Below are 23,690 nucleotides of genomic sequence, written 5' to 3'. Positions count from 1 at the left end.
ATTGATCCGAGAGGCGGGTTCAGGCGGCGTCCGAATCGGTGAGCGCACGCGGGAGCTTGAAGTGGATATCTTCGCGCGGGCCCACGCCGTCAACGAGAGAGACGTCGAAACGCGCGCGGAAGGCGTCTATGACCTCCTCGACCAGGGCTTCTGGTGCGGAGGCGCCGGCTGTCAGTCCCACCGTATCGTCGGCGCGGATTGCGTCCCACGGAATGTCGGCAGCGCGTTCAACCAGGGCCGCAAAACGGCAGCCAGCTCGCTCAGCCACCTCCACGAGGCGCTTCGAGTTGGAGGAATTCGGCGCGCCCACGACAAGCACCACCTGACAGCGCGCGGCGATGCGCTTAACCGCATCCTGGCGATTGGTGGTGGCGTAACAGATGTCCTGCTTTGCCGGCCCGACGATGGCAGGAAAACGCCGCTGCAGTGTGGCGACGATAGAGGCGGTGTCGTCGACCGACAGCGTCGTCTGCGTCACGTAGGCAAGCTTCTCGGGGTTGGCGACTGTGAGCGCTTCAGCATCGCTTGTTGTTTCCACCAGGCGAATGGCGCCTTTGGGCAGTTGTCCCATGGTCCCGATCACCTCCGGATGACCACGATGGCCGATCAGCAGGATTTCCCTCCCGTCCCTGTGGTGACGCTCAGCTTCGCGGTGCACCTTGCTCACCAGCGGGCAGGTGGCATCGAGAAAGAAGAGATCACGGCGCTGGGCCTCGGCGGGCACCTGTTTCGGAACGCCATGTGCAGAGAAGATGACCGGGCGGTCGTCCGGCACTGCCTCCAGTTCATCGACAAACACGGCGCCCTTGGCACGCAGGCGGTCTACAACGAAACGATTGTGCACGATCTCATGCCGCACGTAGACCGGCGGCCCGTACTTATCGAGGGCGCGTTCGACGATCTCGATGGCCCGTTCCACCCCGGCGCAGAAACCGCGCGGGTTGGCGAGAACCAGGGTCAGGGGCGTGACAACCATTCAGACTTCATCTCCGACTAACGGCAATGGCGATCCACGCAAGCTGGGGCGCGTGGAGGCGCATTGCGCCGCACAACGGGCTTGCCTAGAGTGCCCGTTGGGTCGGGTGCGACCCTAATACAGGCCGCAGCGGAAAGGAAGGAGCGGATGGGCAAGCCCGTTCCAGCACAATTTGGTCCCTATCGCCTCGCTGCCAAGGCGGGGCGCACTTATTACTGGTGCGTCTGCGGACGCTCCAAGAAGCAACCCCTTTGCGACGGCTCGCATCGAGACACGGGGCTGGAGCCGCTCGCCTGGAAGTGCGATAGGGAAGGGGAGGTGTGGCTCTGCGGCTGCAAGTCCACGGCCGATCGACCTTTTTGTGATGGAACACATACCAAGCTGCGAGCGGAAAGAAGCTGACCCATGCATGCGAACTTCAAGGCCCCGACCCGTCTTGCCCTACTGGCGTTGCCGTTCCTGCTTGCGGCCTGCAGCAGCAACGACGGGCCGGATGTGGTCCGTTCCTGCCCCGGACTGGTGGGCCTGGATGATGCTATGGAGCAGACGCATTTTCTGGGTGGCGGTCGTGACCTGACCGATGTGGATTTCACTGCTCGGATTGAGGACGTGCGCTATGGCTGCATCTACGAGGAGGATGAGGGCACGATCCTGACGGAATTGCTGGTGCAGATTTCCGCGGCACGCGGTCCGGCCAATCAGGACAACCGCGCCAATGTCGCCTATTTCATCGCTGTAGGCGAACAGCAGGAGCAGGGGCCGCCGGAGATCCTGCTGCGTGAGGGCTACCAAGCCACTGCGGAGTTCCAGGGCAACCAGACGTCCATTCTGCTGAACGACGAACTGACACTGCGCATTCCAGCCCGCTCCGACCAGAGGGGCGACGACTTCACGATCTTCGTGGGACTGGTGCTGGATGAGGCGGAGGTCGAATACAACCGCCGTCAGATGCAGTAGGCCTGTAGACCCAATCCGCCCTCAGCCCCAAAGGGCGGCTGGGGGCGGGTGGAGCAGACTACCTTCGAAGTGGAGTGGCGGATCACGGTCTTCAGCCAGCAACAGCGGCCCGTCCAGATCGACGATCTCCGCGCCCTGGGCCGGAAGAATCGCCGGTGCCATGGCGAGCGACGTGCCCAGCATGCAGCCGACCATCACCCGGAACCCGAGCCGCTCCGCCTCAGCCTTGAGCGCCAGGGCTTCCGTCAGGCCCCCGGTCTTATCCAGCTTGATGTTGACCATGTCGTAGCGACCGACGAGCCCGGGTAGGGAACTGCGGTCGTGGCAGGATTCGTCGGCACAAAGGGCGACCGGACGGTCCTCGCCTTGCAGGTCGGCGTCCGTGTCGGCGTGTAGTGGCTGCTCGATCATCGCCACCGACAGCTCCGCCAAGGCAGGGGCGAGCCGGCGATACTCTTCGATGCTCCAGCCTTCATTGGCGTCGACAATCAGCTTCGCTTGCGGGGCTGCGGCTCGTACGGCGCGAACGCGGTCGAGATCTTCCGGGCCGGCCAGCTTGAGTTTCAGCTGCGGGCGCTGTGCATTGGCCGCGGCGTTGGCTGCCATCGCTTCCACGCTGTCGAGCGAGAGAGTGTAGGCGCTTGTGACCTGCTGCGGTGCCGCCAAACCGGCCATGTCCCAGACGCGTCGGCCGCTGGCTTTGGCCTCCAAGTCCCAGAAGGCACAATCGAGCGCATTGCGCGCAGCACCCGCCGGCAGGGCCTGCTGGAGACCCTGGCGGTCCAGCCGGTCGGCTTCGAGATCGTGACGCAGGGATTCGATCTGGTCTGCCACGCTGTCCAGACTCTCGCCGTAGCGGGCATAGGGCACACACTCGCCACGACCGCTGACACGACCATCGTAGAGCGTGACGCAGAGCACTTCCGCTGTGGTTCGTGCACCCCGGGAAATGCGGAAGGTGCCGCGGATCGGCCAGGCTTCGCGGGTGAAGGACAGGTTTGGCATGGCTTTAGTTCAGCGCATCGACAATGGAAGATACCCCCTCGCGCACGGGATCAACTGCCGGCAGCTTATACTGCCGCTCCAGGTCACCGAGCAGCTTGCGAGCTGCCGAAGCGTCCAGCGCTTGCGTATTCACCGAGATGCCGACGAAGCGGGCGTCGGGATTGGTGAGCTGCGCCATCTGCAGATTCCGTTCCATGCAGAGCCCAATGTCGGGGAGCGGGTAGGTGGGCAGGCCGCGCATGTGCCGCCGGGTGGGTTCGTGGCACAGCACCAGGGCATCCGGTTGCGCGCCGTGGATCAGTCCGGTGGTCACGCCGGCGAAGGAGGCGTGGAACAGCGAGCCCTGACCCTCGACCACATCCCAATGGTCCGGATCGTTCTCCGGCGTCAGCCACTCAACCGAACCGGAAATGAAGTCCGCAATCACGGCATCGACAGACACGCCATCGCCGGCAATGAAGATGCCCGTCTGGCCGGTTGCCCGGAAATCGGCCTTCATCCCGCGGGCGCGCATTTCCTGCTCCAGCGCCAGCGCCGTGTACATCTTGCCCACCGAACAGTCGGTGCCAACGGGCAGAAGCCGCTTGCCGCTGCGCTTTACGCCATTGGCTACTTCGAAGTCCTGGGTGGGGTGGCGCACATCGATGAGGCGCTTGCCGGCTTCCATGGCCTTCTCGGCCAGGCCGGGCACCGACGTGAGGCGGTTATGCAGACCGGAAGCAATATCGTAGCCGAGGTCGATCGCCCGGTGAAAGGTATCGATCCAGGCGGGGGAGAAGCGCCCGCCACGATTGGCAACACCAACGATCAGGGTCTTGCACCCAGCTTCGCGTCCTGCCTCCAGGTCCATGTCAGGGAGACCGAGATCGGCGTTGCAGCCGTCCAGCCGCAGTTGCCCCAGGCACCATGTCGGGCGCCAGTGGGCGACTCCGGCCGCAGTCTTGGCCGCGAGCTGATCGGGAGCATCGCCGAGAAACATCAAGTAAGGGTGCTGAACTTCGCTGGACATTAGGGGGTCTCCTGCTCGGGCCCGTTGCGCGTCGGGGCGCAGTTATAGAACGGCGGGCCGCCCCTGTGCTAGAGCCGGCCGTCGGCACGTAACAGGAAAAGTCATTGTCAGAAAGCGCTCTTACCCAGTGCTCAATCGAGCAGTGGCAGGCCACTGAGAGCCGCAAAGGCGCAAAGCGAGAAAGCGAGCAGGCGGAAAAAGCGTTCGCTGGCGAAGCGAAACAGGCGCGCGCCGATAAGCAGTGCCAGTGCGTAGACGGGTATCAGAGCAATGCCGAGTGCCACCCGCTCGCTGGTCAGCAGGCCGTTCAGGATATAGGCAACCAAGTTGAACAGGCCGGTCATGGCGAAGAAGACAATGATGTTTGCCCGGATTGTCGCGGGTCCGCCATGCCCCGCCATCCAGAAGAGGATGACCGGTGGTCCTGCGATGCCCGCCATGCCGCCAGTGAGCCCAGACGCGCCGCCCACCACGGCGGTGCGGGGCAGGCTGGGTGGGCGGCTCCAGCGCCAACCGCTGAGCAGAAGAGCCACCAGGACCAGGATCAGGGTGGAAATGATCCAGCGCATGACAATGGGGTCGAGCACGATGAGCAGGTGAACGCCCAGTGGGACGGTCAGCATCGCGCCTGCGGCGAGGGGCAGAACCTCCCGCCACACGCAGCGTTTCACGGCCGGCACGACCATGGGAACGGTCAGCAGCGTGTCCGTCAAAAGCAGCAGCACCACGGCCGTCTGCGGCGAGGTGAGGGCGCTCGCCACCGGCACCAGGATCATCGCCGATCCGAATCCGGAAAAGCCCCGCACAAGCCCGGCCAGGGCCGCCGTGATGGCCAGCAGCGGAAACATATCGGCCGTCATGGCTCGGCCGATCAGCTCGAACATGCCTGCACTCTTCGATTGCCGCCCCTAGCCGATACAGAGAACGCCGTCGCTCCCCGCGTTGCTTCGGTCTTAATGCAGGGAGGCGGCCCAGGGCGCGAGTCGGCCGCGACGTTGACCTATATGCGGCAGTTGGTAAACAATTCCTGGATGATCATGTCAAAAGCCGTGCGCGGCGTGCATCCGCTGCTCCTCGCCCTTCCCCTGATCCTGCTCGGGATTATTGCGGCGCCTCTGGCCGCTCAGGAGGCTCAGACAAACCCTGACAGTCTACCGGCGACCTCGGAGCTGGATAACCTCCTGCAGACGCTGGAGGACGAGGGCGAGCGGCAACGTTTCATCGACAATCTGCGAACGCTGGTGGAAGCCGAGCGTGCGCAGGCCTCGGAAGAATCGGACGGCCTTGGCACACGGGTCATGGGACAAGTCTCAGACGCCGTCGGCGATCTGTCCGATGAGTTGACCGATGCTGCAGTCGAGTTGAGCGAGCTGCCTCTAGCGCTCTGGCGCGGCATTGAAAGCCTTCAGAGCCCAGCGACCCGAGCATCCGCGATGGAGGTGGCTGGCAAGGTTATCCTGGTCTTGCTGGGTGGCTTTATCGCTGAATTCCTGCTCAAGCGGCTCCTGGCACGGCCACGGCGTAGTGTGAGTGACAGGCACGGCGATACGAAGGTATTGCGCCTCGCCTATCTGCTACTTCGAACGCTACTCGACACGCTGCCCATCGTGGCGTTTGCGTTGGTGGCCTTTAGCTTATTGCCACTGGTGGAACCAAAACCGGTAACCCGCCTGGTTGCGCTCGCGCTGATAAACGCAAACCTCTTGTCACGCATCATTGGCGTGATCGGGGGCATGCTCTTGGTTCCCGGCCATCCGGGCCTGCGCTTCCTGCCCATGAGCGACGAGACCGCGTCGTACTTCCAGGTCTGGCTGCGTCGCTTCACGCTGGTGGGAGTCTACGGCTATTTCCTGCTGGATGCCGCCCTGCTGCTCGGACTGGCTTACTCGGCCTACGCGGTGCTGCTGGCAATCCTGGGCCTGGTGCTAACGGCGATGCTGGTGGTGTTGGTCCTGCAACAGCGACAGGCAGTCGCCAAATTTCTAAGGGGTTCGAAGTCCGGCGGCTCGACGCTCGTCAATCTGCGCCTGCGCTTGGCTGAGATCTGGCACGTGCTCGCCATTGCTTACATCCTCGGCTGCTATGTCGTGTGGGTGCTCAACGTACAGGGCGGGTTCGAGTTTCTGTTGCGTGCTACAGTGTTGTCTCTGGTGGTGCTGATTGCCTGGCGCCTCTTGGCCCATCTGCTGGGTCAAATGGTCGAACGCCTGTTCCGGCTGAACAACGAGCTGCGGATGCGCTATCCGCTTCTAGAAGTCAGGGCAAATCGTTACCTCCCTGCCTTTCACCGCATCCTCAACATCGCCTTGGGCATTTTCGCCACGCTGGCGCTGCTGGAGGTATGGGGTCTGCGCCCCATCGAGTGGCTGGCCGGGCCGGAGGGGCGCGCCTTGCTCTCGACCTTGTTCCTGATCGGATTCGTGCTCCTGGGCGCGCTGATCTTCTGGGAGGTCTTCTCGGCCTACGTAGAGTCGACCATCCAGCGCCGAGCCGCCGATGGTGTCGGCAGCCAGCGTATCAGGACGCTTCTGCCCTTGGCTCAAAATGCACTGCGGATCCTTCTGGTGGTGCTCGTCGGTCTGATTGTGCTCTCCGAGATAGGGGTCAATATCGCGCCCTTACTGGCCGGTGCCGGCGTGGTCGGGTTGGCCATCGGTTTTGGCGCGCAAACCCTGGTCAAGGACATCATAACCGGCGTCTTCATCCTGATTGAGGATTCCCTTTCAGTTGGCGATGTTGTGCTGATTGCAGGACACTCCGGCACGGTCGAACGCTTGACCATCAGGTCCATTTTCCTGCGCGACCTGGAGGGCAATGTGCATACGCTGCCGTTCAGCGTAGTCGACACCATCCAGAACTACTCGAAGGAGTACTCCTACTCCCTGATCGAGATGCAGGTGGCCCTTCGTGAGGACGTGGATCAGGTCATCGCAGTGATGCGCGAAGTGGCGGACGAACTGATCGCCGATGAGGTCTATGGACCCAATATCACCGGGGAGTTCGAAATTCTTGGTTTGGATCGCTTCGAAGAATACTCCGTTGTGGTGCGCGTGCGCTTTAAGACCGTGCCGCTGATGCAGTGGGCGGTGCGCCGCGAGTACAACCGACGCATCAAAATGGCCTTCGACAAGTACGGCATCGAGATCCCCTACCCGCATCGCACTCTCTACTTTGGCGAGGATCGCGAGGGGGAGGCCCCGCCGTTGCGCCTGGCCCGTGCCCAGTTGCGGCCGCGCAAAGCGGCACCACCCCCGCCAGAGCATCCCACCGTCGAGGGACCGCAAGAGATTCCCAGCGAAGTTCCCGATGCGCCCGAGCCGGAGGAACCGGCGGGGCGCCCGGCCTGATCAGCAGAAGAGGGCTGCTTGCATCCGGGCAGCCCTCTTACCGTTGAAGGGGGGCGGGTGGCGGGCTAGGCTTCCTGCCGGCCTTCAACAGAAGCCACTTAACATTCATTCGACCTTCTCGGGGAACCATCATGTCCGTGCTGGCATCACGCCTTTCGCGCATCAAGCCCTCGCCCACCATCGCCGTCACCGCCAAGGCGCGGGAGCTGAAAGCCGCGGGCCGGGACGTCATCGGACTGGGTGCCGGCGAGCCGGACTTTGACACCCCGGACCACATCAAGCAGGCGGCCATCGGCGCCATCCAGTCTGGCGATACGAAGTACACGGCCGTGGATGGGACCCCCGCGCTCAAACAGGCGATCGCGGCCAAGTTCAAGCGGGACAGCGGCCTGGATTACTCGCCAGCCCAGATTACCGTGGGCACCGGCGGCAAGCAGGTGCTCTACAACGCGCTGATGGCCACCCTGAACCCCGGGGACGAAGTCATCATTCCAGCGCCCTATTGGGTGAGCTACCCCGACATGGTGCTGCTTGCCGAAGGCGAGCCAGTCATCGTCCCCTGCCCACAGAACAATGGCTTCAAGCTCCGTGCCGAAGATTTGGAGCAGGCGATCACACCGCGCACGAAGTGGGTGATCCTCAACAGCCCATCGAATCCCACGGGCGCAGGCTACACCCGCGAGGACATGAAGGCGCTGACCGACGTGCTTAAGCGCCATCCGCACGTCTGGGTGATGACCGACGACATGTACGAGAAGCTCGTCTACGACGACTTCACCTTCTGCACCCCGGCTGAGGTCGAGCCGGAACTCTTCGACCGCACGCTGACCGTCAACGGCGTGTCCAAGGCCTACTGCATGACGGGCTGGCGCATCGGCTTTGCTGGCGGGCCGGTCGAGCTGATCAAGGCCATGGCCAAGGTCCAGTCGCAGTCGACCTCCAACCCCTCCTCGGTGAGTCAGGCCGCAGCAGTTGCAGCGCTCGAGGGACCGCAGGACTTCATTGCCGAGCACAACAAGGCCTTCAAGGCGCGCCGCGATCTGGTGGTGGAGGCGTTGAATGCCTGCCCGGGTCTCTCCTGCCACAAGCCGGAAGGGGCGTTTTACGTCTATCCTTCCTGTGCTGGGGTGATCGGCAAGCGCACGCCCGATGGCAAGGTCCTTGAAACCGATGAGGATTTCGTCACCTACCTGCTCGAAGCCGAGGGCGTGGCCGTGGTTCAAGGGTCGGCATTCGGTCTGGCGCCCTATTTCCGCATCTCCTATGCCACTGCCACGGAAGCCTTGGAGGAAGCCTGCACGCGCATTCGCCGTGCCTGTGAGGCGCTGAGTTGAGGTCTTGACCATGCGCATACTGGTGGTAGGAGCGGGCGCTGTCGGCGGGTACTTCGGGGCGCGACTGGTAGCAGGTGGGGCTGACGTGACGTTCTCGGTGCGATCGGGGACCGAGGCGGTTCTGCGGGAGTCTGGATTGCGGGTGCTTTCGCCTCTCGGTGACCTTCACCTGCAGGAGCCGCGCCTGCTCGACAGCGAAAGCGATGCACCCTTCGACCTGGTCCTGATCTGCACCAAGCTGCGCGATCTTGAGGCGGGCATCGACATTGCGGAAGCGCATCTGGCGGATGACGGCCTGGCGGCAGCCTTGCAGAACGGGGTCGAATCTGAAGAGCGTTTGAAAAGTCGTCTGGGGGCGAAGCGGGTTCTGGGAGCTGTCGCCTACATCGCGGCAGCCTTGGAGCGGCCGGGCGTGGTGCGGCACACCGGGGAGATGGCACGCCTGGTGATCGGGCTGCCTGGCGGTGGCAGTCATCCCGTTCTCGATGCCTTGGTTGCGGCCTGCAAGCGCGCGGGCATCGATGCCGAGGCTGCGGCAGATATCGAGGCGGCGATCTGGCGCAAGTTTGTCTTCCTCGCCCCCTTTGCGGGCCTCACAGCCTCCTGGCGACGAGCAATCGGGCCCCTGCGGGAGAACCCCAACGCTTGGGCATTCTATGGCAATCTCGTTCACGAAGCCGTTGCGGTGGCTCGAGCCTGCAAGGTCAACCTGCCGGAGGATGCCGCCGATCAGGTTCTGACCTTCACCCGCGGCCTGCCCGAGGGCATGAAGGCCTCAATGCTGCACGATCTGGAGGCCGGCCGGCCATTGGAGCTTCACTGGTTGACCGGAGCCGTCGCGCGACTTGGCGCTGAACTCGGCGTCGAGACGCCTGCGAGCAGTTCTGTAACCGCCGAGCTGCAGCCCTACGCCGACGGCACGGCATGAGCGGCGAAGACGTCCGGCGCGCGCCACCCTGGCTGCAGCCGGTCTGCGACTACGTTCCCCTTGGCCTCTTTCTCGCTGCCTACCTGCTGAGCGACATCCTGACGGCAACGGCCGTGCTCGTGGTGGCGACCCTCGCCGCCACGGCGCTGTCACTCGCCGTCGCGCGCAAGCTGCCGGTCCTGGCCCTGATCGCGGCCGCGGTGGTCAGCGTGTTCGGGGTGCTGACCCTGGTCTTCCAGGACGACCTCTTCATCAAGATCAAGCCGACGGTGATGCAGGTGCTCTTCGCCGCGGCGCTGTGGATATCGCTCTGGCTGCAGCGGCCGGTGCTGCGGCTCATCCTCGGCAAGGCTTTCCCGCTGCGGCACAGTGCATGGGCCGGACTGACGCACCGCTTCGCCATCTTCTTCCTTGTGATGGCAGCGGCGAACGAGGTGGTTTGGCGCACGCAGTCCACGGATTTCTGGGTGGCTTTCGACACCATCGGCCAGATGGTGATCACCTTCGCTTTCGTACTCTCACAGGTGCCCTTCCTGATGCGCCACCGTTTGGAGCAGCCGGAGGAGTAGCGAGAGCCGCTATTCCGCAGCAGCCTGGATGGCCGGTGCGTCCGCGGTGAAGGCCGGGTGGTCCTGCAAGGCCTGGGGCAGAGGCCCACCTGTTGCCCAATCGAGCAGCGATACGGTGTGGACCGTTGGCAGGCCTGCTTCTTCCGCAAGTTGCGTCAGGCAACCGATGTTTCCGCTCGCAACGGCCACCGCCCCAGTATCCATCAGGGTCTCCAGCTTGCGCTCGCGCAGCTGTCTCGCCAGTTCCGGCTGCAGCAGGTTATAGGTTCCGGCCGAACCACAGCAGAGGTGGGCATCGAAAGGCTCTCGCACGGCGAAGCCGGCAGCCTGCAGCAGGATCTTGGGCTGGCTTCGCACTTTCTGACCATGCTGCAAGGAACAGGCTGCGTGGTAGGCGATGGTCTGTCCCGTGGCCCGCCTCGGTTCCCGCAAGCCGAGTTCGACCATGAACTCGCTGATGTCCTTGGTCATCGCGGATATCTCGGTGGCCTTGTCGGCCCAGTCCGCATCCTCGCGCAGCATGAAGCCGTAGTCCTTCACGGTGGTGCCGCAGCCCGAGGCGTTGATGATCACCGCATCCAGCCCCCCATCGCGGCGCGTGCGGTCCCAGGCAGCGATGTTGGCCTTGGCCGCGGCGTGTGCCGGCTTTTCCTTGCCCATGTGGTGAACCAGCGCGCCGCAGCAGCCCGCCCCCTCGCTGACGACCACCTCCACCCCGTGCCGGGTGAGCAACCGAATCGTGGCCTCGTTGATCTCCGGGGACAGCACCTGCTGCGCGCAGCCGTTGAGCAGCGCCACCCGCGCCCGACGCGGTCCCTGTGCAGCAAAGATCTGGGGTTTGTCGACCGGCGATGGGGAGGGCAGATGCTTGGGCGCCATGTCCAGCAATGTGCGCAGTCGCCCGGGCAAGAGGGCAGCGAAGAGGCGCCCGATCTGCGCGCCGAGCAGGGCCAGGCGAAAACGTCCAGGATGCGGCAGCACTTCAGCCAGCAGCCCGCGCAGCATGCGCTCCGGCCAGGGCCGAACGTAGGTCTCCTCGATGCGGGTGCGCGCATGGTCGACCAGGTGCATGTAGTGCACACCGGAGGGGCAGGTGGTCATGCAGGAGAGACAGGAGAGGCAGCGGTCGATGTGCTTGACGGTCTGCGCGGTAGCCGGCCGATCCTGCTCCAGCATCTCCTTGATTAGGTAGATGCGCCCGCGCGGGCTGTCGAGTTCGTCGCCCAGCAGCACATAGGTGGGGCAGGTGGCAGTGCAAAAGCCGCAGTGTACGCAGGTGCGCAGGATCTTCTCGGACTCGGCCACGTCCGGATCGGCGAGCTGGGCCAAGGTGAAGTTGGTCTGCATGGCCTAGAACTCCGCGTACATTCGGCCCGGGTTGAGCACGGCCTGTGGATCGAAAGCCTCCTTTACCCGTCGGCTGAGGGCGGCGAGCGCAGGAGCTTGCGGCTGGAACACGGGCAGAGTGGCTCGTAAGGGTTCGGGCGCGCGCAGCAGGGCGGCGTGGCCGCCGCGGTCCGCCAGCGCACCACGCACGGCCGCTTCTCCAGCGTCGCCTTCGGGTGCGGTGCCGAACCAGACCAGTCCGCCGCCCCAATCGAAGAGATGCAGGCCATCCCGCTCGGCGAGGATTTCCGCTGCCACATCGGCACCGTCGGTCGGCTTGACCGAGACCCGCCAGATAGCGAGATCGGGGCGGGCTGCAAGAGGCGCCAGATCGGTGAGTTCGCGCCAGAACTGGAGCGAGTTGTGGCTGTGCAGCTCCTCAGTTCCGCCGAAACCGGCGAGTTCCTGCCGCAGGGCGGCGCAACGCGCATCCACCGAGGGACCGGGGCCTTCCACGCGGATCGCGGTCACGCTGCCGCCCGCCTGCTTCACGAAAGAGACTTCGGAGCCTGCTGCGGCGTCCTTGGGCAGGTGTGCCGCGCCGGAGACTTCATGGGGCGATCCCAGCGCTGCACAGAGCACCTCAATCGCTCGTCGGTCGTCGAGACCCAATAGTAGCACGGTGCGGGTCTTCTCCGCCCGCGGAAGAACCTTGAGGGTGACCTCGCTCATGGCTGCCAGGGTCCCAAAGGAGCCGCAGAGCAGCTTGGAGAGATCGTAGCCGGTGACGTTCTTCACCACCCGGCCGCCGGACTTGACCGTCTCGCCGCGCCCGGTGACGGCAGTGAAACCCAGAAAATGGTCCCGTGCGGCCCCTTGGCGAATGCGACGCGGCCCGGCCAGATTGCAACCGATCATGCCACCCACAGTGCCGGCGCCGGCCGCACCGCCCCAGAGCGGCGCCCAGTCACCAGGCTCGAAAGCCAGTTCCTGGTTCTTCTCGGCCAGTGCTGTCCGGATCTCCGCGAGCGGTGTGCCGGCGCGCGCGGAGAGCACCAGTTCCTCCGGCTCGTACAGCGTGATGCCGGTCAGGGCGCTCATATCCAGGCGATTGCGGCTTTCGACCGGCCGGCCCCAGCCGCGCTTGGTCCCCTGGCCCAGAATCTCGAGAGGCGCCTGCTCCGAAAGGCTCCAGGCCAGGGCGTCTTGCAACTGGTCCGGCGTTTCGGGCCTGAGGGTATCGTTCGCAAGGGACATGGATCAGAACCGGGGGATGTCGGGGAAGGGCATCTGGCCGCGGTGGATGTGCATGCGGCCCAGTTCGGCGCAGCGGTGCAGTTGCGGAAAAACCTTGCCGGGATTGAGCAGATGGTCGGGGTCAAAGGCACACTTGACCCGTTGCTGCTGCTTCAGGTCGATCTCGGAGAACATGGAGGGCATGAGGTCGCGTTTCTCCACGCCGACCCCGTGCTCTCCGGTCAGAACGCCACCGACCTCGACGCAGAGCTTGAGAATCTCGGCGCCGAATGCCTCGCAGCGCTCCAGTTCGCCCGGTACGTTGGCATCATAGAGGATGAGCGGGTGGAGGTTGCCGTCGCCGGCGTGGAAAACATTGGCCACGCGCAGGCCGTAGTGTTCGGACAGCTCGCGCATGCGACGCAGCACCTCAGGCAGGCGGTGGCGGGGAATGGTCCCGTCCATGCAGTAATAGTCGGGTGAGATGCGACCGACAGCCGGAAAGGCCGCCTTGCGCCCGGCCCAGAAGACAGCTCGCTCCTCTTCATTCTTCGAGACACGTTCATAGACGGCGCCCTTTGCCTTGGCGATCTCGGAACAGCGGAAAATCAGGTAATCCACCTCGGCCTCGGGACCGTCCAGTTCGACAATCAGCAGCGCTTCCACGTAACGCGGGTAGCCGGCCTGCACGAAATCCTCTGCGGCGTGAATCGCAGGGCGGTCCATCATTTCCATGCCGCCCGGAATGATACCGGCGGCGATGACCGCGGCCACACAGTCACCGGCGGCCTCGCTGCTCTCGAAGCCCAGCAGCAGGGCGCGCGCGGTTGCAGGCTGGCGCAGCAGGCGCACGGTGACTTCGGTGACCACGCCCAAAAGGCCCTCGGAGCCAGTGAGCAGGCCGAGCAGATCGTAACCCTCAGCCTCCAGGTGCTTGCCACCCAGGCGCATCACCGTGCCGTCCATCAGCACCAGTTCGATGCCCAGCACATTGTTGGTGGTCAGTCCGTACTTGAGGCAGTGCACGCCGCCGGAATTCTCGGCGATGTTGCCGCCGATGGAGCAGGCGATCTGACTGGAGGGGTCGGGGGCATAGTAGAAGCCGCGATGCTCGACGGCCTTGGTGATGCCCAGGTTGGTCACTCCCGGCTGCACCACGGCACAGCGATTGTCGTAGTCGATGTCGAGAATGCGGTTGAACTTGCCGAGACCGAGGATGATGCCGTCGGCCAGCGGCAGCGAGCCGCCGGACAGCGAGGTGCCGGCGCCGCGCGGCACCACCTTTACCTTCTGCTCATTGCAGTAGCGCAGGACGGCGGAGACCTGCTCCACAGTTTCCGGCAGAACGACGATCAGGGGTGGCTGGCGATAGGCGGTCAGCCCATCGCTTTCGTAAGCCGCCAACTCCTCAGCGTCGAAAATGACACCCTCGCCGGGCACCACAGCTTGAAGCGCAGCAACGATTTCGCTTTTGCGGGCAATGGTACCGGCATCCGGTTCGGGCATGTGCATGACGATCTCTCCCTGGCCGGGCAGAATCCTGCCTGCGCCGGTGGGCGCGAGTATGGGGATTTGCCCATGGAGGGTCAACGCGACTGGGTGACCGTTGGGATCAGCTTCGAAGGCTGGCCAGCACCGGCTCCACGACCCGAAGACTGAGCGCGGCGATGGTCAAAGTTGGGTTGGCCGTCGCCGAGGTGGGGAACACAGATGAGCCCAGGATGAAGAGGTTGGGATGGTCATGACTGCGCAGGTTCCGGTCGACCACCGAGCTCTTCGGATCCTCGCCCATGCGCGTTGTGCCGATGATATGACCTGCGCCAAAGAAGTTGGGCGCGTGCTGGACCTGCGTGGTGCCGAGCCTCTGGAAGATCTCGTCGTGCACCTGCTTGGCCGTCGCCATGCCCGCACGCGTGTAGGCGTCCACGTCGTAGCTTAGCCGCGGCAGCGGTACGCCATAGACGTCCTTCGCCTCAGGGTCGAGGGTCACGCGGTTATCGGCATCCGGCAGCTGCTCAACCAGGGAGCCAATGCGAATGTGCCGTGCTGCCTGGTGGGCGAGGGCGGCATCGAGCTCCTTGCCGCGGAGTCCCTGCTGCACCAGAGCCGCTGCTTCCATGACCGGGCCGCCTGTGGGCCAGATCCAACCGTCATTGCCGATCTCGACGCGAAAGGCGCCCCGCTCGCGCCGGAACGCGCCATCGCGCAGGTTCTCGATACCGGAGGTGGAGGTGGGGCCGCGATAGGGCCAGACAGGCTCCTTTGTCAGGGCCCAGGAGAGCTGCACGGGATGGTCCATCAGGTGCCGGCCGACCTGGTTGGAAGCATTGGCAACGCCTTGCGGTGTGTTTTCGCCCCTGGATGCGAGCAGCAGCCGCGGCGATTCGATGGCATGCGCAGCGAGCAGAAAGACCTTGGCTTGTGCGATGCCCTCACTGCCGTCCCACCGCCGAAAGCGAATCGCTGTGATCTGCCCTGTGCCTGACGCCTCGATGAAGATGGCGGTGCTTCGCTCATAGAGACGGGCACCCGCAGCAATGGCCTTATCCAGGTGGACCGTTGCATCGTACTTTGCCTGAACCGGGCAGATAGGAATGCAGCTGGCACTGCCGCAGCACGGCGGCCGTCCGTCCCGCTCGATGACGTTGCGCGCCTGAGGCGTTGCGCGCAGTTGATACTCGCTGTCCGCCAGTGCCTTGGCGATCTGGCGATCCAGATAGGTCTGGCCGACGGGTGGCATGGGATAGCCGTTGCTGCGCGGCGAGCCGAGATCGTCCGCGGCATCTCCGGCGACCCCCAGTTCCTCCTCGGCACGCGCGTAGAAAGGCTCGATCTCATCGTAGGAGATCGGCCAATCAACACCCCGGCCATAGTGCGTCTTGAGCTGAAAATCGCTCGGCAGGTAGCGTAAGCTCGTGCCGAGCCAGTGCCAGGTGGTGCCGCCGACGACCTTCAGATAGGTGCTGCCGAAGGACTCGGGCCCCGCCTGCCGGTACCAGCCGTCGTGATTGTCCGAGACAGGATGCATCGCCTCGGGCCGGGGCGGGTAGGGGCATTCAGGCACCTTGATTGCGGCGTTCCAGAAACGTTCAACGCCCTCCGGGCGATCCACCTTGGCGCCAGCTTCCAGAATGGCGACATCAACCCCTTTGGCGGCGAGTTGCGCAGCGGTGAGTGCGCCGGCCACACCGGAGCCGACCACAACCACGTCAGCCACAAGGTCTTTCACCGCTGCGACTCCGGTGGTTCCGACCAGTAGTTTGTCTCCCCACCGCAGAGGCCGGCCGGCTTGGTGAAGGCGAGAGCATTCCAGAGGAGCGCGCCGGTATAGTCTGTTGCGAGCGGCCCTTCGGGCCCGATCAAGATGCCGGAGTACCAAGCGGCGATCAGGGTTTCTGCCACTTCCCCGGTCCCATCGGGGCTCGGCATCTCCGCGGCAAGAGCCTCGAGCTCCGCTCCCTTGCCCATGGCGAGGAAGCTGCCGAGCAGCGTTCGCGCCACGCGCGGGTTCAGGTTCTTTGTCCCGGTCAGGGTCTGCGAAAGTTCAAAAAACTGCGATTCAGTGATCCCGGCTCCAGCGTACAGCCGGGCCGGAAAGCCGCTGGCGCCGGCAGCGGCAATGGCACTGGCCAGCGCGGAAAGCAGGAGGCTGCGCCGTGTTGTTCTCGCCGTCATGGATGCTCTCATAACGCAATTCGCCAAAATGGGGAACTGCGTCACGATGGCGGCGTCGGGAGTCTGCTTCTGATACTCGGCGGCTCGAACGATGGGTCGAGGCAGATTGCGCGCATGCGAAAGGCCGCGCCAAAAGAGGCACGGCCTTCCAAGTATCGCCTGTGGCGATGGGGCGCTGTGAAGCGCCCCGGAGTCAGCCCTGGCGCGCCTTGAAGCGCGGCTGCTTCTTGTTGATAACGTAAACGCGGCCGCGGCGGCGCACGATCTGGCAGCCCTTTTCGCGCAGCTTCGCGGTCTTGAGCGAGTTGACGATCTTCATCGGTCTCTTCCCAAAGTCAAATGGGGCGCACAGCCCGGTAATCTCCTGAACGAGCGCGGCTTATAGGCATTGCCGGACCCGGTGTCAACGTACAGGCGTGTGGCCGGCCTGAAATAGATGGCACTTCCTGCTGTCCTTGCGGCAGGCCATGTTTGCGTATCGGTCTTCGTCGTTTACAGGGGTGGGAGGCATTGATATTGTCCGCGCGCCCGTCGCCGCAGGGCTGCGGCGGCCGCGGTCGCGCGTCTCGCGTATCCCTCGCTCCAAGCCATCTGGGCGGTCCGGCTGACATGAAAATTCTCACAGGCAACTCGAATCGGCCCCTGGCCGAAGCGATTTCAGCCTACCTCAATCTGCCTTTGACTAAGGCGGCCATGCGGCGCTTCTCCGACATGGAAGTCTTTGTCGAAATCCACGAGAACGTGCGCGGCGAGGATGTTTTCGTCGTGCAATCGACCTCCTATCCCGCAAACGACAATCTGATGGAACTGCTGGTCGCCATCGACGCGCTCAAGCGCGGCTCGGCCCGGCGCATCACAGCGGTGCTTCCCTATTATGGCTATGCGCGCCAGGACCGTAAATCGGGACCGCGCACGCCCATTTCGGCGAAGCTGGTGGCCAACCTGATCACCAAGGCCGGGGCGGATCGCGTTCTGACCCTTGATCTGCACGCGGGTCAGATCCAGGGCTTCTTCGATATACCGACCGATAATCTCTATAGCGCGCCGGTCTTCGTGAAGGACATCGTCGATCGCTTCAACGGTGCGGACCTGACCATCGTCAGCCCCGACGTCGGGGGCGTGGTGCGTGCCCGCGCCATCGCCAAGCGGCTGGACGCGGAACTGGCCATCATCGACAAGCGGCGCGAGCGGGCCGGCGTCTCCGAGGTGATGCACATCATTGGTGACGTTGCCGGACGGACCTGCATCCTGGTGGACGACATCGTCGACAGCGCCGGCACCCTGTGCAACGCCGCCGTGGCGCTGACCAACGCCGGCGCGGTGTCGGTCTCGGCCTATGTGACGCACGGCGTGCTCTCGGGCGGGGCTGTGGCGCGCGTCAGTTCCTCACCGCTGACCGAACTGGTCACCACCGATTCCATTCAGGCAACGGAAGCCATGCGCGTGGCGCAGAACATCCGGCAGCTCTCCATCGCCCCGCTGCTGGGCGAGGCGATCCGCCGGATCAGCGACGAGCATTCCGTTTCCAGCCTGTTCGATATGCCGTCCTCGAACTGAGGCGGCCGGCGCTCGGGTCCGGCACCCCTGGAGGCCTGACTCGTTTGCCCGCGGCGGGCGCGTGGTCCGTCGAGCCATGAAAATGATCCTGACTAGGAGTTGAGAGAATGAGTGAGACTGTCAATCTTCCTGCGGAGCTGCGGGACCGGGCCGGAAAGGGGACCGCCCGTGCCGCACGCCGCGCCGGCCGTGTCCCGGCCGTGATCTATGGTGCCGGCAAGGATCCGGTGTCCGTCACTATCGAGACGCGCCTGATGAAGCGCGAACTCAACCGCCCTGGTTTCTTCGCGCGCCTGTTCACCATCGAGGTGGGCGGCAAGAAGGAACAGGTTCTGCCGCGCGATCTGCAGATGCATCCGATCAAGGAAGAGCCCCTGCATTTCGACTTCCTCCGCGTGTCCAAGGGGTCGACCGTCAGCGTCGCGGTGCCAGTGCGTTTCCTGAACGAGGAGACTTCTCCGGGGCTGAAGCGCGGCGGCGTGCTTAACATCGTGCGCCATGACGTTGAGGTGGACTGTTCGCCCAACGCCATTCCGGAGCACATCGATGTGGATCTGTCCGAGGCCGATATCGGTGACAGCCTGCACATCAGCGGTGTGAAGCTGGCCAAGGGCGTGACCCCGACGATCAGTGATCGCGACTTCACCATCGCCACCATCGTCGCGCCGAGCGCCGTGAAGGCCGAGGCCGCCGAGGAAGAGGAAGGCGCAGAGGCAGCGGAATCGACGGAAGCTGCTGAAGAGTAAGCCTTGGGCGCCCTGTGGCCCGGCTATGGTCAGGGGCCGCAGGGCGCTTTGACCGGATCGCGTTTGTACTGAACGCTTCGTGTTACAGATCATTCCCGATCCACTCTGGTGCGGCCGGACCGGGCTGAAAGACTTCTGCCCGGACACCGGCTTTTGCTCTGGGCACGAGAGGAACAGATGCTGTTGCTTGTCGGGCTCGGTAATCCGGGACCCAGGTACGCCGGGAATCGCCACAACGTCGGCTTCATGGCCGTGGAGGCGATGGCCCGGCATCACGCTTTTTCGCCCTGGCGTCAGCGCTTCCAAAGCGACGCAGCCGAGGGGCAGTTCGGCGGGGATAAGGTCCTGGCGCTGAAGCCCATGACCTATATGAACGAGTCCGGCCGAGCCGTGGGCGAGGCGTTGCGCTTCTTCAAGTTGGGCCCCGAGGACGTGCTGGTGCTGCACGACGAACTTGACCTGGCCCCGGGCAAGATCAAGCTGAAGCGCGGCGGCGGGCATGCCGGTCACAATGGACTGCGCTCCATTGCCCAGCATATCGGCCCGGAGTTCCGGCGTCTGCGGATCGGCATCGGTCACCCCGGGGACAAGGAGCGTGTGCTGGGCCATGTCCTGGGCGATCTGTCCAAGGGCGAGCAGCCCCTGTTCGAGCAACTCTTCGATGCCATGGCCCGCCATGCTGTGTTGCTGGGCGAGAACAGTGAACAGGCGGACAACGCCTACACCTCCAAGGTCATGCAGGACCTGGCACCACCGAAGCCGAAAGCCTCGGCTGCCAACAAGGGGCCTGCCAAGGCGCCTTCTGCCGACGCACCTCCAGAGCCCACCCCCGCTCCACGGGAAGAGCAGGGTGCACTGGCTCGCGCGCTCAAGGGCGCGCTTCACCGCCTGAGCGGCGACAAACAAAGAGACGAGTGACATGGGTTTCAAATGCGGCATCGTTGGCCTGCCGAACGTCGGCAAGTCGACCCTTTTCAACGCGCTGACCGAGACCGCCGCAGCGGAAGCGGCCAACTATCCCTTCTGCACCATCGAGCCCAATGTGGGTCGCGTCGCCGTGCCGGACCCGCGTCTGGAACGGCTCGCGGCCATCTCGAAGTCGGCCAAGGTCATTCCGACCCAGCTCGAGTTCGTCGATATTGCCGGCCTGGTCCGGGGCGCTTCGAAGGGGGAGGGGCTGGGCAATCAGTTCCTGGCGAACATCCGTGAAGTCGACGCCATCGTGCACGTGCTGCGTTGCTTCGAGGGCGATGTGACCCACGTCGAGGGTTCGGTTGATCCTTTGCGCGATGCGGAAACGGTCGAAACCGAACTGATGATGGCAGACCTGGACAGCCTGGAGCGGCAGGCCGACACGACGGCCAAGCGCGCCAAGACCGGTGACAAGGAGGCGCGCCTGCGCATGGCTGTGCTGGAGCCGGTGCTCGCGGCCCTGCGCGATGGCCGCCCCGCGCGCACCGTCGAGATATCCGAGGAGCAGAAGCCGCTCTTCCGCTCGCTCAACTTACTGACCGCCAAGCCGGTGCTCTACGCGGCGAACGTCGCCGAACACGAGGTGGCCGAGGGCAATGCCCTTTCGGAGAAGGTGCGCGAAAAGGCAGAGGCGGAAGGCGCCGGTTTTGTGGTCATCTCGGCCGCCATCGAGGCGGAGATCGCTGCGCTCGACGGTGAGGAGAAGCAAGCCTTCCTGGAGGAGCTGGGCCTGGGGGAAAGCGGGCTCGCCCGGCTGATCCGCGCCGGCTATGCGCTGCTGGACCTCATCACCTTCTTCACGGTCGGGCCGAAGGAAGCGCGCGCCTGGACGGTGAAGCGCGGCGCCCGGGCGCCGCAGGCCGCCGGTGTTATCCACAGCGATTTCGAGCGCGGATTCATCCGGGCCGAGACCATCGCCTTCGATGACTATATCGCCCTGGGCGGCGAGCAGGGAGCGAAGGACGCCGGCAAGATGCGCGCCGAGGGCAAGGAGTACCCGGTGGTCGACGGCGACGTCTTCCACTTCCGCTTCAACGTCTGACCGCGGGCGACCCTGCCGTAGGGGCAGAGGCAGGGATCTCAGGGCTGGGCGACAATGCCTTCCCGGCGTGGGTCGGCGCCACCTTCGAGGCCGTCCGCGCCGCGTCGAATGACGTGCAGGCCGCTGGTCATTCCCGTCACCCGGGTTTCATGGCCAAGCGCCTGGAGCTCATCTTCCAGGGCTTCAAGCGCGCTGCCGGCCTCGAGCAGAGTGGGACCGTTCAGGTTGGCGGCGTGAGCGCGCGCCACCGCCTCCTGGGGGTCCAGGTCCCACTCCAGCATCCCCAGCAGCGCGTTGACGGTGTAGCCAATGATGCGCGCCCCGCCCGGTGAACCGGCAGCGATGTGAAAGGCGCCCTCGGGGTCGAACACCAGGGTCGGTGACATGGAACTGCGCGGGCGCTTGCCCGGCTCTACGCGGTTGGCCACCTCTTTGCCGTCAATCTCGGGCAGGAAGGAGAAATCGGTCAGCTGGTTGTTCAGCAGGAAGCCGCGCACCATGAGGCGCGAGCCGAAGGCGGATTCCACGGAACTGGTCATGGAAACGGCATTGCCCGCAGCGTCCACCACGACGAGATGCGAGGTGCTGGGCGTGTCGACTTCCGGGGCCAGCGCGCCGCGCTGCGGCAGGCGCCCTGGCTCGGCCTTGTCCATCACGGCATCGCGCTGGATCAGTGCTGCGCGCTGCCGCAGATAGGTGGGGTCGAGCAAGCGCTCCAGCGGGACGGCCACGAAGTCGCTGTCGGCCAGGTAGGCGTTGCGATCGGCAAAGGCGAGTCGTGAGGCCTCGGTGAGCAGATGCACGGCCTCAGCCCCGTCGGGCGCCAGGCCGGAGAGCTCGAAGTTCTCCAGCATTCCCATGATCTGCAGCACGGCTACCCCGCCGGAGGTGGGCGGCGACATGCCGCAGACTTCATAGGCCCGGTAGCTGCCACAGAGCGCAGTGCGCTCCTTGGCTTCGTAAGCGGTGAGATCCGCTTCGCTCAGCAAGCCGGGGTTTTCGGCTCCCTGGACCTTGGCGACGATGTCGGCCGCGATCGCCCCGCTGTAGAAGGCATTGGCGCCACCCTCTGCGATGCGGCGTAGGCTCTCGGCATAGTCGGGATTGCGCAGCGGCGTGCCGGCCGGCTTGGGCGCGCCCTCGGCAGTGTAGAAGTAGGCGCGCGCCGTCGGATCGGTCTGCAGGTACTCGTCGGCGGCGATCTGCCCGGCCAGCCGCGGCGAAATGGCAAAGCCTTCTTCGGCCAGCCGGATGGCTGGCGCGAAAAGCGCGCCCCAGGGCAGTTTGCCGTGGGTCTCATGCGCCAGTTCCAGCATGCGCAGCAGGCCCGGCGTGCCCACCGAGCGGCCGCCGACCACCGCCTCCCAGAAATCCATCGCTTGGCCCTGCTCGTCCAGGAAGAGGTCCGGTCCCGCCGCCATAGGCGCGGTTTCCCGGCCGTCGTAGGCCTGGATCGCGCCACCTTCCGCCCCGTAGTGCAGCAGGAAGGCCCCGCCGCCGATGCCCGAAGACTGCGGCTCCACCAGGCCCAGCACCAACTGCACCGCAATGGCGGCATCGACCGCCGAGCCGCCGGCGCGCAGCATCTCGACGCCGGCCTCCACGGCCAGCGGGTTGGCCGCCGCCACCATGGCCTCGGGGCTGCGCCCCTCGGCCTGAGCAGCGGGCGACATCACCCAGATCGAGAGGGTCAGCAGCAGGGCGGAGAAGACTCGGCGTCGGAGCAGGAGCATGGGAAGTCCTCTGGCTTGCGCCGCCTGGCAGCGGATCGCGGCAGATCTGAGATTCAGCGCTTGATGAGGGGCGGAACCGCCTGCATGTCGGTGTCCCAGGGAAAGAGGATCCAGGTGTCCTGGCTGACCTCGGTCACAAAGGTGTCGACCAGGGGCCGGCCGGCCGGCTTGGCATAGATCGTGGCGAAGTGCGCCTTCGGCAGCATCTCGCGCACCACGCGTGCAGTGGAGCCCGTGTCCACCAGATCGTCGACGATGAGCCAGCCCGTGCCGTCGCCCGGGATGCGCTTGAGCACCTGCGCGTCCCCCTGGCTGCGGTCGTCGTAGCTGGCGATGCAGAGCGTGTCGATGAGGCGCACCTCGAGTTCGCGGGCGATAATGGCTGCCGGCACCAGGCCACCGCGGGTGATCGCGATGATGCCCTTGAAGGGCTGGGCCGACATCAGACGCCAGGCCAGCGCCTTGGCATCGCGGTGAAGTTCCCACCAAGAAACGGGAAAGCTCTTGTCGAGGGTGCTGGGGCTCACGCGCGGCCGCTCCTTCTTGTCATTGCAGGTCTCGCTTGGCGCCATTGAAACCGAAGGCGCCACGCAGAGCAACGCTTCCCGCAGCCGGAACTCGCCGTCTGGCCGCCTGGAACCACGATGCGCCCGAGGCCGTTGTGGCAAACAGAACCCCAGCAAGAGGAGCTGACCATGGCGGTTTGCGATCACTGCGGAAACGACTACGACAAGGCCTTTCAACTGAGCCGGGGCGGACAGACCTGGACCTTCGACAGCTTCGAGTGCGCCATTGCCACGGCTGCACCGCGCTGCGCCCACTGCGACTGCCGCATCATCGGCCACGGCGTGGAGGCGGGCGAGAGCTTCTATTGCTGCGCCCACTGCGCCGAAAAGAGCGGCGCGTCCGGCCTGCGCGACCGCGCCTGACACGCTCCAAACAGGGGCGTGGCCGCTAAACGCAAAAGCGTCAGATGTGCGCTTGCAAGGCGCGAGGCCTTTTGTTAGACACTCGCAGCCGGCCGGAAACGCCCCACCACGGGCCACCACCGACCGCGGCGGCGCCCGTAGCTCAACTGGATAGAGCATCTGACTACGGATCAGAAGGTTGGGAGTTCGAATCTTCCCGGGCGCGCCAAATACACTCAGAAAATCAAGATCTTAGAGAACCGTAACGGCGGCGCTTTGGCCGCCGTTTTGTTTTTCTACAAACCTTCTACAAAGTATAATCTGTTGACGGGCGTCTTTTTTGGAGGCGTTGGTGACGTCTACGCAATCG

The 23,690-nt window shown here is 64.7% G+C and carries 23 protein-coding genes and 1 tRNA gene; 12 read left to right on the top strand and 12 right to left on the bottom strand.

Annotation, left to right across the window (positions count from 1 at the left end; translation table 11 throughout):
• Positions 1-19: 19 nt before the first annotated feature.
• Positions 20-976 (bottom strand): 4-hydroxy-3-methylbut-2-enyl diphosphate reductase, encoded by a 957-nt coding sequence (gene ispH, locus P2G67_RS03185; RefSeq protein ID WP_275819963.1) that lies wholly within the window; start codon positions 974-976, stop codon positions 20-22.
• Positions 977-1,123: 147 nt separating this feature from the next.
• On the opposite strand from ispH, the gene P2G67_RS03180 reads away from it, so the two are divergent.
• On the top strand, positions 1,124-1,378 hold the full coding sequence (locus tag P2G67_RS03180) for a CDGSH iron-sulfur domain-containing protein (RefSeq protein ID WP_275819960.1): 255 nt from the start codon (positions 1,124-1,126) through the stop codon (positions 1,376-1,378).
• A gap of 3 nt (positions 1,379-1,381) precedes the next feature.
• Positions 1,382-1,933: a hypothetical protein gene (locus P2G67_RS03175; RefSeq protein ID WP_275819959.1), complete on the top strand. Its 552-nt coding sequence runs from the start codon at positions 1,382-1,384 to the stop codon at positions 1,931-1,933.
• Between the two features lie 21 nt (positions 1,934-1,954).
• On the opposite strand, the gene dgcA is transcribed toward P2G67_RS03175, so the two are convergent.
• The 3 genes from dgcA to P2G67_RS03160 all read right to left on the bottom strand — a co-directional run bounded on the left by dgcA (position 1,955) and on the right by P2G67_RS03160 (position 4,831).
• Positions 1,955-2,938, bottom strand: coding sequence for an N-acetyl-D-Glu racemase DgcA (dgcA, locus tag P2G67_RS03170; RefSeq protein WP_275819957.1), 984 nt, complete (start codon positions 2,936-2,938; stop codon positions 1,955-1,957).
• A gap of 4 nt (positions 2,939-2,942) precedes the next feature.
• Entirely contained in the window at positions 2,943-3,947 is a 1,005-nt protein-coding gene (gene dgcN, locus P2G67_RS03165) for an N-acetyltransferase DgcN (protein WP_275819954.1), read from the bottom strand.
• Positions 3,948-4,078: 131 nt separating this feature from the next.
• Positions 4,079-4,831, bottom strand: a complete 753-nt coding sequence (locus P2G67_RS03160; RefSeq protein WP_275819951.1) for a sulfite exporter TauE/SafE family protein — start codon at positions 4,829-4,831, stop codon at positions 4,079-4,081.
• A gap of 147 nt (positions 4,832-4,978) precedes the next feature.
• Here P2G67_RS03160 and P2G67_RS03155 point away from each other — a divergent pair, with 147 nt between their 5' ends.
• The 4 genes from P2G67_RS03155 to P2G67_RS03140 all read left to right on the top strand — a co-directional run bounded on the left by P2G67_RS03155 (position 4,979) and on the right by P2G67_RS03140 (position 10,125).
• On the top strand, positions 4,979-7,294 hold the full coding sequence (locus P2G67_RS03155) for a mechanosensitive ion channel domain-containing protein (RefSeq protein WP_275819949.1): 2,316 nt from the start codon (positions 4,979-4,981) through the stop codon (positions 7,292-7,294).
• Positions 7,295-7,425: 131 nt separating this feature from the next.
• Entirely contained in the window at positions 7,426-8,628 is a 1,203-nt protein-coding gene (locus tag P2G67_RS03150) for an aspartate transaminase (protein WP_275819947.1), read from the top strand.
• Between the two features lie 10 nt (positions 8,629-8,638).
• On the top strand, positions 8,639-9,556 hold the full coding sequence (locus P2G67_RS03145) for a ketopantoate reductase family protein (RefSeq protein ID WP_275820673.1): 918 nt from the start codon (positions 8,639-8,641) through the stop codon (positions 9,554-9,556).
• Positions 9,553-10,125 (top strand): inner membrane-spanning protein YciB, encoded by a 573-nt coding sequence (locus P2G67_RS03140; RefSeq protein ID WP_275819945.1) that lies wholly within the window; start codon positions 9,553-9,555, stop codon positions 10,123-10,125. Before P2G67_RS03145 ends, P2G67_RS03140 begins: the two co-directional genes overlap by 4 nt.
• Positions 10,126-10,134: 9 nt before the next feature.
• Here the strand turns inward: P2G67_RS03140 and glcF are convergent, their stop codons facing one another.
• From glcF to ykgO, 6 genes are all read right to left on the bottom strand, one after another.
• On the bottom strand, positions 10,135-11,472 hold the full coding sequence (glcF, locus tag P2G67_RS03135; RefSeq protein ID WP_275819943.1) for a glycolate oxidase subunit GlcF: 1,338 nt from the start codon (positions 11,470-11,472) through the stop codon (positions 10,135-10,137).
• 3 nt (positions 11,473-11,475) lie between these two features.
• Positions 11,476-12,708 carry a glycolate oxidase subunit GlcE gene (gene glcE, locus P2G67_RS03130; protein ID WP_275819941.1) on the bottom strand — a complete coding sequence of 411 codons (1,233 nt, stop codon included), beginning with the start codon at positions 12,706-12,708 and terminating at the stop codon, positions 11,476-11,478.
• Between the two features lie 3 nt (positions 12,709-12,711).
• Entirely contained in the window at positions 12,712-14,199 is a 1,488-nt protein-coding gene (locus P2G67_RS03125) for an FAD-linked oxidase C-terminal domain-containing protein (protein ID WP_322099629.1), read from the bottom strand.
• A 100-nt stretch (positions 14,200-14,299) separates the two neighbouring features.
• Positions 14,300-15,916 carry a GMC family oxidoreductase gene (locus P2G67_RS03120; RefSeq protein ID WP_275819939.1) on the bottom strand — a complete coding sequence of 539 codons (1,617 nt, stop codon included), beginning with the start codon at positions 15,914-15,916 and terminating at the stop codon, positions 14,300-14,302.
• The gene (locus P2G67_RS03115; protein WP_275819937.1) at positions 15,913-16,362 is read right to left on the bottom strand and encodes a sugar dehydrogenase complex small subunit; all 450 of its coding nucleotides are present in this window, start codon (positions 16,360-16,362) and stop codon (positions 15,913-15,915) included. Before P2G67_RS03115 ends, P2G67_RS03120 begins: the two co-directional genes overlap by 4 nt.
• 193 nt (positions 16,363-16,555) lie before the next feature.
• On the bottom strand, positions 16,556-16,681 hold the full coding sequence (gene ykgO, locus P2G67_RS03110) for a type B 50S ribosomal protein L36 (RefSeq protein ID WP_275819935.1): 126 nt from the start codon (positions 16,679-16,681) through the stop codon (positions 16,556-16,558).
• 290 nt (positions 16,682-16,971) lie between these two features.
• Here ykgO and P2G67_RS03105 point away from each other — a divergent pair, with 290 nt between their 5' ends.
• The 4 genes from P2G67_RS03105 (at position 16,972) to ychF (ending at position 20,679) form a co-directional block, all read left to right on the top strand.
• On the top strand, positions 16,972-17,919 hold the full coding sequence (locus P2G67_RS03105; RefSeq protein WP_275819933.1) for a ribose-phosphate pyrophosphokinase: 948 nt from the start codon (positions 16,972-16,974) through the stop codon (positions 17,917-17,919).
• Positions 17,920-18,026: 107 nt separating this feature from the next.
• Positions 18,027-18,665, top strand: coding sequence for a 50S ribosomal protein L25/general stress protein Ctc (locus P2G67_RS03100; protein WP_275819931.1), 639 nt, complete (start codon positions 18,027-18,029; stop codon positions 18,663-18,665).
• A 177-nt stretch (positions 18,666-18,842) separates the two neighbouring features.
• On the top strand, positions 18,843-19,583 hold the full coding sequence (gene pth, locus P2G67_RS03095; RefSeq protein ID WP_275819929.1) for an aminoacyl-tRNA hydrolase: 741 nt from the start codon (positions 18,843-18,845) through the stop codon (positions 19,581-19,583).
• Position 19,584: 1 nt separating this feature from the next.
• On the top strand, positions 19,585-20,679 hold the full coding sequence (ychF, locus tag P2G67_RS03090; RefSeq protein WP_275819927.1) for a redox-regulated ATPase YchF: 1,095 nt from the start codon (positions 19,585-19,587) through the stop codon (positions 20,677-20,679).
• A 38-nt stretch (positions 20,680-20,717) separates the two neighbouring features.
• Here the strand turns inward: ychF and ggt are convergent, their stop codons facing one another.
• Both ggt and gpt read right to left on the bottom strand, forming a co-directional pair.
• Positions 20,718-22,412 (bottom strand): gamma-glutamyltransferase, encoded by a 1,695-nt coding sequence (gene ggt, locus P2G67_RS03085; protein WP_275819925.1) that lies wholly within the window; start codon positions 22,410-22,412, stop codon positions 20,718-20,720.
• Positions 22,413-22,465: 53 nt separating this feature from the next.
• Positions 22,466-22,939 (bottom strand): xanthine phosphoribosyltransferase, encoded by a 474-nt coding sequence (gpt, locus tag P2G67_RS03080; protein WP_275819923.1) that lies wholly within the window; start codon positions 22,937-22,939, stop codon positions 22,466-22,468.
• 168 nt (positions 22,940-23,107) lie between these two features.
• Between gpt and P2G67_RS03075 the strand changes: the two genes are divergently transcribed.
• Together P2G67_RS03075 and P2G67_RS03070 are read left to right on the top strand one after the other, a co-directional pair.
• A complete protein-coding gene (locus P2G67_RS03075) occupies positions 23,108-23,341 on the top strand; it encodes a metallothionein (protein ID WP_275819921.1) in 234 nt (77 codons plus the stop codon).
• A 131-nt stretch (positions 23,342-23,472) separates the two neighbouring features.
• Positions 23,473-23,549: transfer RNA gene (locus tag P2G67_RS03070), tRNA-Arg, on the top strand.
• Positions 23,550-23,690 lie beyond the last annotated feature (141 nt).

This window comes from Aquibaculum arenosum, assembly GCF_029222965.1.
Lineage (GTDB): Bacteria > Pseudomonadota > Alphaproteobacteria > Kiloniellales > DSM-21159 > Aquibaculum > Aquibaculum arenosum.
Note: the sequence above shows the minus strand (reverse complement) of the source record. Positions and strands in the feature narration are given on the sequence as shown.

Bases quoted from the DNA above. Each gene is read 5' to 3' on its own strand.
- ispH (WP_275819963.1), bottom strand. From the start codon at position 976: ATGGTTGTCACGCCCCTGACCCTGGTTCTCGCCAACCCGCGCGGTTTC.
- P2G67_RS03180 (WP_275819960.1), top strand. From the start codon at position 1,124: ATGGGCAAGCCCGTTCCAGCACAATTTGGTCCCTATCGCCTCGCTGCC.
- P2G67_RS03175 (WP_275819959.1), top strand. From the start codon at position 1,382: ATGCATGCGAACTTCAAGGCCCCGACCCGTCTTGCCCTACTGGCGTTG.
- dgcA (WP_275819957.1), bottom strand. From the start codon at position 2,938: ATGCCAAACCTGTCCTTCACCCGCGAAGCCTGGCCGATCCGCGGCACC.
- dgcN (WP_275819954.1), bottom strand. From the start codon at position 3,947: ATGTCCAGCGAAGTTCAGCACCCTTACTTGATGTTTCTCGGCGATGCT.
- P2G67_RS03160 (WP_275819951.1), bottom strand. From the start codon at position 4,831: ATGTTCGAGCTGATCGGCCGAGCCATGACGGCCGATATGTTTCCGCTG.
- P2G67_RS03155 (WP_275819949.1), top strand. From the start codon at position 4,979: ATGATCATGTCAAAAGCCGTGCGCGGCGTGCATCCGCTGCTCCTCGCC.
- P2G67_RS03150 (WP_275819947.1), top strand. From the start codon at position 7,426: ATGTCCGTGCTGGCATCACGCCTTTCGCGCATCAAGCCCTCGCCCACC.
- P2G67_RS03145 (WP_275820673.1), top strand. From the start codon at position 8,639: ATGCGCATACTGGTGGTAGGAGCGGGCGCTGTCGGCGGGTACTTCGGG.
- P2G67_RS03140 (WP_275819945.1), top strand. From the start codon at position 9,553: ATGAGCGGCGAAGACGTCCGGCGCGCGCCACCCTGGCTGCAGCCGGTC.
- glcF (WP_275819943.1), bottom strand. From the start codon at position 11,472: ATGCAGACCAACTTCACCTTGGCCCAGCTCGCCGATCCGGACGTGGCC.
- glcE (WP_275819941.1), bottom strand. From the start codon at position 12,708: ATGTCCCTTGCGAACGATACCCTCAGGCCCGAAACGCCGGACCAGTTG.
- P2G67_RS03125 (WP_322099629.1), bottom strand. From the start codon at position 14,199: ATGCACATGCCCGAACCGGATGCCGGTACCATTGCCCGCAAAAGCGAA.
- P2G67_RS03115 (WP_275819937.1), bottom strand. From the start codon at position 16,362: ATGACGGCGAGAACAACACGGCGCAGCCTCCTGCTTTCCGCGCTGGCC.
- ykgO (WP_275819935.1), bottom strand. From the start codon at position 16,681: ATGAAGATCGTCAACTCGCTCAAGACCGCGAAGCTGCGCGAAAAGGGC.
- P2G67_RS03105 (WP_275819933.1), top strand. From the start codon at position 16,972: ATGAAAATTCTCACAGGCAACTCGAATCGGCCCCTGGCCGAAGCGATT.
- P2G67_RS03100 (WP_275819931.1), top strand. From the start codon at position 18,027: ATGAGTGAGACTGTCAATCTTCCTGCGGAGCTGCGGGACCGGGCCGGA.
- pth (WP_275819929.1), top strand. From the start codon at position 18,843: ATGCTGTTGCTTGTCGGGCTCGGTAATCCGGGACCCAGGTACGCCGGG.
- ychF (WP_275819927.1), top strand. From the start codon at position 19,585: ATGGGTTTCAAATGCGGCATCGTTGGCCTGCCGAACGTCGGCAAGTCG.
- ggt (WP_275819925.1), bottom strand. From the start codon at position 22,412: ATGCTCCTGCTCCGACGCCGAGTCTTCTCCGCCCTGCTGCTGACCCTC.
- P2G67_RS03075 (WP_275819921.1), top strand. From the start codon at position 23,108: ATGGCGGTTTGCGATCACTGCGGAAACGACTACGACAAGGCCTTTCAA.